Below are 12,092 nucleotides of genomic sequence, written 5' to 3'. Positions count from 1 at the left end.
GTGTCGGCCATCCTGATCCGGCGAAAGGGGCGGTCGTACGTCGTCACGAGCCGCGGATCGGGGAGCGGTGGACGCGGCAGCGCCGTGCACGAGAGGCGGGAACAGGGCGGGAGAACCCCGTGAGGTCCCGGCGGCGTGCGGACGAACGGCGCTTGAAGCGTACGGCCAAATCGCGTGGTCCTGGTTGTCGTTGCTACAGCCAAGCCTTGCGGAGGTGCGCCGAGCCCGACCGGGCGAAGCGCATCGCCAATCCGCGAGGTGACGGAGGCAAGCAGGAACTCGTCTCCGGGGAGAGCGCGCCATACGCCGTCAGACCATCGCGCAGGGAAGGCCGGATGATCGGCTGCCCTGTGTCTCCCTCGTGCATTGCGTGTGCAATGTCTTCGCACGGGGGTCTTGCGGGTGCCAGCCGGCACCCGGCCTTCCCTGCGCCCTTTCTATTGAGGGCGTGACGCGAAGCGCAAAACTCGGGCGGAAGCGCCGCGAGGACGTGAAGGCGTGTCTGCGGGTTACAACCTCCGAATCGTAGGGTGGGCAAAGCGCAAGCGTGCCCACGCATCTCGTGTCGCGATTGAGTCTGGTGGGCACGGCGCGGTGCGCCTTTGCCCAACCTACGGCCCTGAAACTTGAAATGCACGTTGGAGAGCTGCAATGCCACCGGCTGCTCGAAGCAGTCCAGCTTCTCTCCGCGGAGGGATTCTGGATTGCTTCGTCGCAAGAGCTCCTCGCAATGACGGTGTGGAGAGAGCGCGCACTACTCTCCGCTCTCGTGCCCCGGACGCAGCGCAGCGGCCCGGCGATGCGGAGCATCGTCCGGGGTGGTGCGCTGCAAAGCCGGGGCCCATGTCGCCGCGTGCCGTGCCGCCTTCTGGGTCCCGGCTCTGCGCCGCAACGCCATAAGCGCGTTCACGCGCGTCTTCGACGCGCTATGCGCGTCGCGGCGCGTCCGGGACACACTGGCGGCGTTATGTCGACCGCCATCCTTCCATCAAGCCCGACGAATGGGCGGTCGTGCAAACGGCACCGACGGGCATGACGTCTGCGCAGGCTAGGAGAAGCCTTTCGATCTTGCGTGCCCACCGGGCCTGTCCTACGCAGTCTCCGAATAAGTACGCATCGCCAAAGCCTTGAGGAGCCGTCATGACCATCCGCAACAGCCGCACCGGGGGCCAGATCCTGATCGATCAGCTCGTCGCCCAAGGCGTCGAGCGCGTCACCTGCGTGCCGGGCGAGAGCTATCTGGCCGCGCTCGATGCGCTGCATGACAGCCCGATCGACGTCATGATCTGCCGCGCCGAGGGCGGCGCGGCGATGATGGCGGAGGCCTACGGCAAGCTCACGGGCCGGCCCGGCATCTGCTTCGTCACCCGCGGTCCCGGCGCGACCAATGCCAGCCACGGCGTCCACATTGCGATGCAGGATTCGACGCCGATGATCCTGTTCGTCGGCCAGGTCGACACCGGCATGCGCGAGCGCGAGGCGTTCCAGGAGCTGGACTACAAGGCGGTGTTCGGCACCATGGCGAAATGGGCGGTCGAGATCGATCGTCCCGATCGCATTCCGGAGCTGGTGGCGCGCGCCTTCCGCGTCGCCATGCAGGGCCGTCCCGGTCCCGTCGTGATCTCGCTTCCCGAGAACATGCTGACCGAGACCGCCGCCGTAGCCGATGCCATGCGCATCGAGCCTGCCGTGAGCTGGCCCGCGCCGGCCGATATCGAAAAGCTCGGCGCCATGCTCGCGACCGCCAAGGCGCCTCTCGTCATCCTCGGCGGCTCGCGCTGGACCGATGACGCCACCAAGAGCATTGCCCGCTTTGCCGAGCGCTTCGACCTGCCGGTCGCAACCTCGTTCCGCCGGGCCTCGCTGATCGATGCCGACCATTCGCATTATGCCGGCGATCTCGGCATCGGGCCGAGCCCGGGCCTGAAGGCGCGCATCGACAACGCCGATGTCGTTCTCCTCGTCGGCGGCCGCATGTCGGAGATGCCGTCCTCGTCCTACACGCTGCTCGACATTCCGAACCCGCAGCAGAAGCTGATCCACGTGCATCCGGGCTCCGAAGAACTCGGCCGCGTCTATCAGCCGGCGCTGGCGATCCAGGCGACGCCCGCGGCGTTTGCCGCCGCCGTCGAGACGCTGAAGCCTTCAGGCGCGGTGGCCTGGAAGGGCGAGGCCGCCAAGGCGCACGCCGATTATCTCGCCTGGACCGAGAAGGCGCGCGAGCTGCCGGGCACGTTCCAGTACGGGCAGGTCATGACCTGGCTGCGCGACCGCCTGCCGAACGACGCCATCGTCTGCAACGGCGCCGGCAATTATGCCGGCTGGATCCATCGTCATCACCGCTTCCACAGCTTTGCCTCGCAGCTGGCGCCGACCTCGGGCTCGATGGGCTACGGCGTGCCGGCGGCGGTGCTGGCCAAGCGGCAATATCCGGATCGCACCGTCGTCGCCTTTGCCGGTGACGGCTGCTTCCTGATGAACGGTCAGGAGTTCGCAACCGCCGTGCAGTATGACGCGCCGCTGGTCGTGATCGTGGTCGACAATTCGCAATACGGCACCATCCGCATGCACCAGGAGCGCGACTATCCCGGCCGCGTCGTCGGCACCCAGCTCAAGAACCCCGATTTTGCGATGTACGCGAAGGCGTTCGGCGGCCATGGCGAGCGGGTCGAACGCACCGAGGAATTCGCGCCGGCGTTCGAGCGCGCGCTCGCCTCCGGCAAGCCGTCGATCCTCCACTGCATCATCGATCCGCGCGCGATTTCGGTCGGCAAGGACTTCGCGCCCGCGGTGAAGGCTTAGGCGATGGCGGCCGGCCGCCACGTCGCCATCATCGGCGCCGGCGCTGTCGGTGTCATCAGCGCGATCGAGGCGCTGCGCGAGGGCCATCGCGTCACGCTGATCGATCCGGGCGAGCCTGGCGGCGAACAGGCGGCGAGCTATGGCAATGCCGGCTGGCTGTCGTCACATTCGGTGATCCCGCCGGCGGAGCCGGGCATCTGGAAGAAGGTGCCGGGCTATCTCATGGACCCGCTCGGGCCGCTCGCGATCCGCTGGTCGTATTTGCCGAAAGCGCTGCCCTGGCTGGTCAAATATCTGCTCTCGGGCTGGACCGAGGCGCGGGTCGAGAAGACGGCGTTTGCCCTGCGCGACCTGTTGAGGGACGCGCCGCTGCTGCACCGGAAGCTGGCGGAAGAAGCGGGCGTTTCTGAATTGATCGAGCGCAATGGCGTGATGCATGTGTTTCCGTCGCGCGTCAATTTCGACAACGATCTCGGCTGGCGCCTGCGCAAGAAGGTCGGCGTCGAGTGGATGGAGCTCAACGCCGACGAGATGCGCCAGCGCGAGCCCGATCTGCATCCGCGCTACACCTTTGGCGTGGTGGTGGAGGAGGCCGGGCGCTGCCGCGATCCCGGTGCTTATGTCGCGGCGCTTGCCAATCATGCGATCGCCAGCGGCGTCACGCATGTGCGGGCCAAGGCGACCGGCTTGAGGTTGAATGGCGACAAGCTCGTGGCCGTCCTTACCGAGACCGGCGAGATCGCCTGTGATGCTGCCGTCGTCGCGGCCGGCGCCCGCTCGAAGCAGCTCACCGCATCGGTCGGCGATCCCTTGCCGCTCGAGACCGAGCGCGGCTACCACGTCATGATAGAGAACCCGGAGTCAGGTCCGCGCAGCTCGATGATGGCATCCGACGCCAAGATGGTGGTGAACTGGACCAACAAGGGCCTGCGCGCCGCCGGCACCGTCGAGATCGCCGGCCTCGAGGCCGCGCCGAACTGGAAGCGCGCCGAGATCCTGCGCAACCACCTCATCAGTATGTTTCCAAAACTTCCGAAGGATATTCCGCCTTCGCGCATAAAAACCTGGTTCGGGCATCGGCCGAGCATGCCGGATGGACGTCCCTGCATCGGCTATGCGCGCGCCTCGCGCGACATCGTCTATGCCTTCGGCCACGGCCATGTTGGCCTGGTTGGTTCGGCCCGCACCGGGCGGCTCATCGCGCAGCTGCTCAGCGGCAAGGCGCCAGAGATTCCGCTGGCGCCGTTTGCGCCTGAACGCTTCCTCTGAGGTCGTGCATCCGGACTGCGCTCGCGCGTCTTGCCGGATTCCGATCGTCGCAAGGGCCTGAACAATCTCTGGTAGCGCTGCCGTGTGCATTGCCTTCGTCCACGCGGCCCCGGTATATAGAGCTGTGTCCGGGCATCAATGCAGCTGATGAAGAGCAACGTGGAACTCGCTTCCGACAGCATCGTCGATCGCGTCTATGAACAGCTCAAGGCGATGGCCGTGAGCTACGCGTTACTTGCGTCTCCGTGCTGGAAAAGCACATCGACCGCCGCCTCGACCGCATCACCGCCGCGATCAAGGAAGGCTACGCGCAGATTTACATGCCGGCGACGGCAAGGTCGGCGGCGAATTGAGGTTCTCTTGTCTGGAGTGAGACCATGAAGCTATCCGGTAAGGTCGCCGCCATCACTGGCGCAGCGCGCGGCATCGGCAAGGCCTGCGCGAAGAGATTTTTGGATGACGGCGTCAAGGTCGTGATTTCGGATGTCGATGCCGAGGGCCTCGCCAAGACGGCGGCCGAGCTCGGACATCCGGAGGCCTTGCGTACCGTCGTCGGCAACGTCGCCAGGCGCGCCGATGTCGACCAGCTCGTCGCCACCGCCGTGAAGGAGTTCGGCCGGCTCGACATCATGGTCAACAATGCCGGCGTCGCCCGCAACCGGGACATCCTGGAGATATCCGAAGAGGAATTCGACGAGATCATCGGCATCAATTTGAAGGGCGCGTTCTTCGGCGTCCAGGCGGCGGCGAAGCAGATGATCGCGCAAGGCGGCGGCGGGGTCATCATCAACATGTCCTCGGTGAACGCGCTGCTGGCGATTCCGGCGCTGGCAACCTACGCGATGTCCAAGGGTGGCATGAAGCAGCTCACCTCGGTCGCCGCCGTCGCGCTCGCCCCGCACAACATCCGCGTCGTCGCGGTCGGGCCGGGCACGATTTTGACCGACATGGTGGCATCGTCCATCTACACCTCCGAGGACGCCCGCAAGACCGTGATGTCGCGCACCCCGGCTGGCCGCGGCGGTGAGCCGAGCGAGGTGGCCTCTGTCGTCGCGTTCCTGGCGAGCGACGATGCGTCCTACATCACCGGGCAGACGATCTATCCTGATGGCGGAAGGCTGATCCTGAACTATACGGTGCCGGTGAAGGAGAAGTAGGAGCGCGAGTTCTCTCGGTCGTCATGCCCGGGCTTGTCCCGGGCATCCACGTCTCTCGGCAGTCGTCGCGCTACGTGGATGGCCGGGACAAGCCCGGCCATGACGGCGCATCTGACAGCCTCACTCCGCCGCAACCGTCATCCCGTAGCCCAGCCGCTTCGAGATAGCGCCGGCGCAGTCGCGCAAGGCATGCGCGATCGGGCTGTCCCAGCGCGCATCGAACGTGCCTTCCGGCCCCATCGCCGTGATGACCAGCGCGACATGGCCGGAATGATCGAACACGGGGGCCGAGAACGCATTGACGCCGGGCAGGGGATCGCCGAGCGCGCGGGCGAGGCCGTGCTTGCGGACCTCGGTCAGCATCTCGGCGACCTTCGGGCCCTTCACGGTGCGCTTCGGATTGTAGCCGACGCCGTGACGATCGAGCCCGCTCTCCAGCGCGGCGTTGATGGTCTTCTCCGGCAGGAACGCCGCAAAGGCGCGGCCGGTGGCCGTCTCCAGCAGCGCCATCACCGACCCCGCGCGCATCACGATGTGGACCGGCTGGGCCGGCTCTTCGAGCTGGACGACGGTCGGGCCGTACGTGCCCCAGACTGCCAGTGAGACCGCATGTCCGATCTGGCTCGCGAGCGCGGCGATCTTCGGCCTTGCGATGCGCACGCCGGAGAGGCGGCGCAGGCTGATCAGGCCGAGCTCCAGCGCCAGCGCGCCGATCTCGTAGCGGCCGGTGGTCTCGTCCTGCTCGATCAGCCCGATGCGGGAGAAGCTGGCGAGATAAGGATGCGCCTTGGCCGGCGACATGCCGGCCTCGCGCGCGAGATCGCGCAGCATCATCGGCTCGCCGCACCTTGCGAGCGCGCGGAGCAGCTCCCCGCCGACCTCGATGGACTGGATGCCGCGGCTTTCCCTCTTCATGCGCCTCCTGGCGTGGCTTAGGCCGCGTCGCGCTTGGCGGCGCTGTCGGCGAGATGACGCCCGGCAATGTAGCCGAAGGTCAGCGCCGGCCCAAGCGTGATGCCGGCCCCCGGGTAATTGCCGCCCATGATGCTCGCCATGTCGTTGCCGGCGGCATAGAGCCCGGGAATGACGCGGCCCTCGGCATCGAGCGCCCGCGCGCTCTCGTCGGTGACGATGCCGGCATAGGTGCCGAGATCGCCGACCACCATCTTGATGGCATAGAACGGCCCGTTCTCGATCGGCGCGACGCAGGGGTTCGGGCCGTGCATCGCGTCGCCCTGGTAGCGGTTATAGGCCTTCGAGCCCTTGCCGAAGGCGGCATCATGGCCTTGCGGCGCGGTGGCATTGAACTGCCTGACGGTGTCGATGAACGCCGCCGCGTCGATGCCGGCCTTCGCCGCGAGCGCCTCCAGCGTATCGCCGCGCATGAGATAGCCGGTATCGAGGTGATGACCCAGCGGCATCGGGAAGGGCGGCACGCAGCCGAGGCCGTATTTGCGCAGCGTCTTGTGATCGCAGACGAGATAGGCCGCGATCTCCTCGCCGGGCTTGGCCGCCTTGACCATGGCCTGGACGAAGTCGTGATAGGAATTGCCTTCGTTGGCAAAACGCCGGCCGTCGCGCATCACCGCGATCACGCCCGGCTTGGCGCGGTCGATGAAATGCGGCATCACGCCTTTCGAGCCATCCTTACGCGTGGTCAGCGACACCGGTACCCAGGCCGCCGCGTTCGGCAGGCGATCCTCGATATGTCCGCCGGCGCGCTCCGCAAGACGCAGTCCATCGCCGGTGTTGCCGGTCGGCCCCGGCGAGAAATGCTCGCTGCCGGTCGGCGCGTGCGGAAACATCTTCTTGCGCCGCTCCACATCATGCGGGAAGCCGCCGCAGGCCAGCACGACGCCCTGGCGTGCGCGGACGCGCACCTCGCGTCCCTCGCGCGAAACGATCGCGCCGGTGACCGCGCCGTTCTCGACCGTCAGCTCGCGCACCGGCGCGGACAGCCACATCGGAATCTTCAGATCCTGCGCGGATTTCGCCAGCCGTCCGGCGAGCGCATTGCCGTTGGTCAGCGTCATGCCGCGGCCGTAGCGCAGCACGTCCATTAGATGTCGCGACAGGCGCTTGGCGACGTAGACCGCGGAAGTCAGCGACTTCGTCACCCGCATGAAGTGGATGATCTCCTTGCCGCTTCCCAGCATCATGCCGAACACGGTCAGCTCCGGCAGCGGCATGCCCAGCGTCTTGATGAGGTCGCCGAGCTCGCGGCCGTCGAACGGGCGCGTCACCATGGAGCGCCCGCCTTGCGCGCCGCCGGGTGCTTCGGCGTGATAGTCGGGAAACACCAGCGGCATGTCGAAGCGGAGCGCGGTCTTGGTGGTGAAGAAATCGACGGCCTCGGGACCGGCCGAGAGAAATGCATCGACCCGTGCCGCGTCGTAATTGTTGCCGGCCTCGTGCCGCAAGTAGGTGCGGGCCTGTTCCGGCGTCTCGGCGATGCCGTAGGCCTTTGCCAGCGAGGTGCCGGGAATCCAGAGCCAGCCGCCGGAGCGGGCGGTGGTGCCGCCGAAGCGCGGCTCCTTCTCGACGATCAGCACGTCGAGGCCGCGATGGCGCGCGGTGATCGCGGCCGACATGCCGGAGCAGCCTGACCCGGCCACGAGCACATCGCACTCGTAAGTTTCAATTGCGCTATGCTCGCTGCCGGTCATGCTTGGCCTCACTTCTTCAGGAGCGGACATTTGGACTCGGAGACCGGGCGGAAGGCGTCCTCGCCCTTCACGGTCTTGACGATGTCCAGATAGTCCCACGGCTCCTTCGACTGTTCGGGCTTCTTCACCTTGGCGAGATACATGTCGCGGATGACGCGGCCGTCCTCGCGCAACTTGCCGCCGTGGACGAATGTATCCTCGATCGGCAGCTCGCGCATCTTGGCCATCACCTTGGTGGAATCGTCGGTGCCGGCCGCCTTGATGGCCTTGAGATAGTGCAGCACCGAGCCGTAGACGCCGGTCTGGATCATGGTCGGCATCACCTTGGTGCGCTCGTAGAACTTCTTCGACCAGGCGCGGGTTGCCTCGTCCATGGCCCAGTACGAGGCCGTGGTCATGTAGGTGCCCTGCGCGGCCTTGAGGCCGATCGCGTGCACGTCGGTGTCGAACATCAGGAGGCCGACGAGCTTCTGGCCGCCCTGGACGAGGCCGAACTCGCCGGACTGCTTGATCGCGTTGTCGGTGTCCTGGCCGGCATTGGCGAAGGCGACGACGTCGGATTTCGAGCTTTGCGCCTGGAGCGCGAAGGAGGAGAAGTCCGCGGTGTTGGTCGGATGCTTCACGCCGCCCAGGACCTTTCCGCCCATCTCATTGACGAAACGCGTGGCGTCCTTTTCGAGCTGCTGGCCGAAGGCGTAGTCCGCGGTGATGAAGTACCAGGACTTACCACCCTCCTTGATCACGGCGGAGGCCGTCACCTTCGACAGCGCATAGGTATCGTAGGTGAAGTGCACGGTGTTCGGGCTGCACAGCTCGTCGGTCAGCGAGCTTGCGCCGGGACCGGAGAGCAGCGCGACCTTGCCCCGCTCGCGCACCATGTTGTGGACGGCGATCGCGATGCCGGAATTGGGGATGTCGACGACCGCGTCGACCTTGCCGTTGTCGAACCAGCCGCGCACGATCTGCACGCCGACGTCGGTCTTCATCTGGTGATCGGCGCTGATGATCTCGATGGGCTTGCCGAGCACGGTCGGCCCGAATTCTTCCACCGCCATTTTCGCGGCCTCGACCGAGCCCGGCCCCGAGTTGTCGCGGCCCCAGCTCGACAGATCCGTCAGCACGCCGATCCGCACCGCGTCGTCGGAGACTTGCGCGGTGGCGACTGTGGTCATGGCTGCCGAAGTCATGGCCGCGAGCATGGCGCAGGCCAGAAGCCCTCTCATCGTCGTTTCCTCTCTTTTATTGGCCGCATGGCGCGGCAGGCTGTTCTCGAGACAAATTAGATATAAGCAAATAAGTTTGTCAATGGTGAATTCGGGTCTGGATGGGTTCCTCTCGGCGGGTGAGACGACAGGAGGCACCGCTGCTTCAGCACCCGCGATTGCGAGGGCAGCGACTTGTCCGCCGAAGCCTTGGCGAAGGCGGAAGCAATCCAGACTTTCTCCACGGAGGCAGCCTGGATTGCTTCGTCGCAAGAGCTCCTTGCAATGAAGGATGTTGCGACACCTGCGCACAAAATCCCGCGTTGTTATCCTGTGAGAGCCATCACCCCTGCAGGTTGCAACCCTCGGCACGATTGGCCATGATGCTCTCCGGAATCTCTGGGGCGGGGCATGACGGCAGCAACGGGAGTCTCCGCGGCGGCGGAGAAATCGACGACGGCGCATGTGGTGTGGGCGAGCGCGCTCGGCACCGCGATCGAATGGTACGACTTCCTGATCTACGGCACGGCGGCGGCGCTGGTCTTCAACAAGCTGTTCTTCCCGAGCTTCGATCCCTTCGTCGGAACGCTGGCGGCGTTCTCGACCTATGCGGTCGGTTTCGTGGCGCGGCCGATCGGCGGCGCCATCATCGGGCATTACGGCGACCGGCTCGGCCGCAAGACCATGCTGGTCGCGACCATGATCGCGATGGGGCTCGGCACCTTCCTGATCGGCTGCCTGCCGACCTACAGCCAGATCGGCGTGTGGGCGCCGATCCTACTCATCGTGCTGCGCTTCGTCCAGGGCATCGGCCTGGGCGGCGAATGGAGCGGCGCAGTCGTCATGGTGATCGAGCATGCCGGCAATCGCCGCGGCTTCTATGGCAGCCTGGTGCAGATCGGCTTTCCCGTCGGCGTTGCCGCATCGACCGGCATTTTCGGCTTGATGACCAAGCTGCCCGAAGCCGATTTCCTGAGCTGGGGCTGGCGCGTGCCCTTCCTGATCAGCATCCTGCTCGTCGGTGTCGGCTTCATCGTGCGGCTCAAGCTCGCGGAGACGCCGCACTTCAAGGAGGTGGTCGAGCGCAAGGAGGTGCTGGCGCAGCCGGTGCTGGAAGTGCTCCGCCGCGACTGGCGTAGCTTTCTGCTGGCGATCGGCATCACGGTGTCGGAGGTCGGACTTGCTTATCTCCTCACCGTCTTCACCGTGGTCTATGCCACGACGAAGCTCGGGCTGTCGCGCCAGGTGATCCTGGATGCCGTGGTCTATGCTGCCCTCGTCGAATTCGCGACGCTGCCGCTCGCCGGCTGGCTGTCCGACATCTTCGGCCGCAAAGCGCTGTATCTCGCCGGCGGCGTGTTCTCGGTGGCGTTGGCGTTTCCGTTGTTCTGGTTCCTCGATACCAAGGAGCCGGCACTGATCACGCTGGCACTCGTCGTCACGATGACGCTGACCCATGCGCTGCTGTTCGGGCCGAAGGCCGCGTTCATGCCGGAGTTGTTCCGCACCCAGGTGCGCTACAGCGGAGCCTCGCTCGGCGCCAATGTCGCGGCGGCGCTGAGCGGCGGCTTCTCGCCGCTGATTGCGACTGCGCTGCTGGCGTGGGCCGGCTCGTACTGGGCCGTGTCCGTCTACATCATCGCCCTCTCGATCATCACGATCGTCGCGACGCTGATGGCGCCCGAGACGGCGCGGGAGGCGCTGAGATCCTGAGGGGCAGCGCCTGCCCGGCGGCCCAAAAATTTTTCGGGCTGGCCCCTTGAAACCGACTTGCGATTTTCTAAGTCGTGTCTCGCCGCGAGAGCGGTGTGCCGGATGCCAAAAACAGGGTCCGGCACGGGCGCTTGGCTGGTCTTTCGGACCCGTCTGAAATCCCGCCTTGCGCTCCTTCGTATCCATCTTGCTCTTTGGAGGACTTGGTTATGAGGACCAGTTTTGACTTCGCGCCCCTATGGCGTTCCACCATCGGCTTCGACCACCTGGCCGACCTCGTCGACAGCACGCTGCGCCAGACGACTGAGGACAACTATCCCCCCTACAACATCGAGCGTTCCGGTGAAGACCATTATCGGATCAGCCTTGCGGTGGCGGGGTTTGGTGCCAACGACATCACCGTGACCGCCGAACAGAACGCGCTCACCATCGAGGGCAAGAAGCCCGAGACGGCTGCGCGCGAATACCTGTACCAGGGCATCGCCGCGCGTCCGTTCCGGCGCGTGTTCAACCTGGCCGACTATGTCCAGGTGAAGCAGGCCTCGTTCCAGGACGGGCTTCTGATCATCGACCTCGTCCGTGAGATTCCGGAAGCGATGAAGCCGCGCCGGATTCCGATCGCGGGCGCCCCTCCTGCGGCATCGCAGATCGAGAAGAAGGCAGCCTGACGCTCGATCAACGCTCGATCAAGACAGTGACGGAACGCGGCGCGCCGATGCGCGTCCGCGCTCCCGATGCATGGAGGAGAGAATAATGGGTTTTCGTAATCTCATTCCCTGGTCAGGGAAACAGGACCTCGCGCCTGCGCGCGACAATTTCGATCCCTTCCTGACACTTCATCGCGAGATGAACCGTCTGTTCGACGACGTTTTCCGCGGCTTCGGCGGGACGAGCCTGTCGCGGCTGATTGAGGGCCGTTTCGACTGGCCGAAGGTCGAGCTCAGCGAGACCGATAAGACGCTGACCGTCTCGGCCGAACTTCCCGGCCTGACCGAGAAGGACGTTCAGGTCGAGATTGCGGGCGGCGTCCTGACCCTCCGCGGCGAGAAAAAAGCCGAGCGCAACGGCGAAGGCAGGTACTTCACCGAGCGCTACTACGGTGCGTTCGAGCGGCAGATTCCGCTGGAGGGTGTCGAGGAGGACAAGGCCGAGGCGTCGTTCAGTAATGGCGTGCTGACCGTGTCGCTGCCGAAGTCGGAGAAGGCACGCGAAGGCGTCAAGCGCATCGCGATCAACACGCACTGACATCAAGCGGGACGGCGGCGGTCGGCGCCGCCGTCCAA

At 65.7% G+C, this 12,092-nt stretch carries 9 protein-coding genes; 6 read left to right on the top strand and 3 right to left on the bottom strand.

What is annotated here, in order from left to right; translation table 11 throughout:
* Window positions 1-1,140: 1,140 nt before the first annotated feature.
* The 3 genes from XH81_RS33745 to XH81_RS33735 all read left to right on the top strand — a co-directional run bounded on the left by XH81_RS33745 (window position 1,141) and on the right by XH81_RS33735 (window position 5,228).
* Window positions 1,141-2,802 carry a thiamine pyrophosphate-binding protein gene (locus XH81_RS33745; RefSeq protein ID WP_028145705.1) on the top strand — a complete coding sequence of 554 codons (1,662 nt, stop codon included), beginning with the start codon at window positions 1,141-1,143 and terminating at the stop codon, window positions 2,800-2,802.
* A 3-nt stretch (window positions 2,803-2,805) separates the two neighbouring features.
* Window positions 2,806-4,071: an NAD(P)/FAD-dependent oxidoreductase gene (locus XH81_RS33740; RefSeq protein ID WP_028145704.1), complete on the top strand. Its 1,266-nt coding sequence runs from the start codon at window positions 2,806-2,808 to the stop codon at window positions 4,069-4,071.
* 377 nt (window positions 4,072-4,448) lie between these two features.
* The gene (locus XH81_RS33735) at window positions 4,449-5,228 is read left to right on the top strand and encodes an SDR family NAD(P)-dependent oxidoreductase (RefSeq protein ID WP_028145703.1); all 780 of its coding nucleotides are present in this window, start codon (window positions 4,449-4,451) and stop codon (window positions 5,226-5,228) included.
* A gap of 120 nt (window positions 5,229-5,348) precedes the next feature.
* Here the strand turns inward: XH81_RS33735 and XH81_RS33730 are convergent, their stop codons facing one another.
* Genes XH81_RS33730 through XH81_RS33720 form a run of 3 tightly spaced genes read right to left on the bottom strand, consistent with a single transcriptional unit; the run spans window position 5,349 to window position 9,117 of the window.
* A complete protein-coding gene (locus tag XH81_RS33730; RefSeq protein ID WP_028145702.1) occupies window positions 5,349-6,143 on the bottom strand; it encodes an IclR family transcriptional regulator in 795 nt (264 codons plus the stop codon).
* 17 nt (window positions 6,144-6,160) lie between these two features.
* Entirely contained in the window at window positions 6,161-7,894 is a 1,734-nt protein-coding gene (locus XH81_RS33725; protein WP_028145701.1) for an FAD-dependent oxidoreductase, read from the bottom strand.
* Between the two features lie 8 nt (window positions 7,895-7,902).
* A complete protein-coding gene (locus tag XH81_RS33720) occupies window positions 7,903-9,117 on the bottom strand; it encodes an ABC transporter substrate-binding protein (protein ID WP_028145700.1) in 1,215 nt (404 codons plus the stop codon).
* A 390-nt stretch (window positions 9,118-9,507) separates the two neighbouring features.
* Here XH81_RS33720 and XH81_RS33715 point away from each other — a divergent pair, with 390 nt between their 5' ends.
* From XH81_RS33715 to XH81_RS33705, 3 genes are all read left to right on the top strand, one after another.
* Window positions 9,508-10,809 carry an MFS transporter gene (locus XH81_RS33715; RefSeq protein ID WP_028145699.1) on the top strand — a complete coding sequence of 434 codons (1,302 nt, stop codon included), beginning with the start codon at window positions 9,508-9,510 and terminating at the stop codon, window positions 10,807-10,809.
* Between the two features lie 209 nt (window positions 10,810-11,018).
* Window positions 11,019-11,477, top strand: coding sequence for an Hsp20 family protein (locus XH81_RS33710; RefSeq protein ID WP_028145698.1), 459 nt, complete (start codon window positions 11,019-11,021; stop codon window positions 11,475-11,477).
* A gap of 85 nt (window positions 11,478-11,562) precedes the next feature.
* Window positions 11,563-12,054, top strand: coding sequence for an Hsp20/alpha crystallin family protein (locus tag XH81_RS33705; RefSeq protein ID WP_028145697.1), 492 nt, complete (start codon window positions 11,563-11,565; stop codon window positions 12,052-12,054).
* Window positions 12,055-12,092: the final 38 nt, after the last annotated feature.

The sequence above is a fragment of the Bradyrhizobium sp. CCBAU 25360 genome (assembly GCF_028128695.1).
GTDB classification, from domain to species: domain Bacteria; phylum Pseudomonadota; class Alphaproteobacteria; order Rhizobiales; family Xanthobacteraceae; genus Bradyrhizobium; species Bradyrhizobium ottawaense.
Note: the sequence above shows the minus strand (reverse complement) of the source record. Positions and strands in the feature narration are given on the sequence as shown.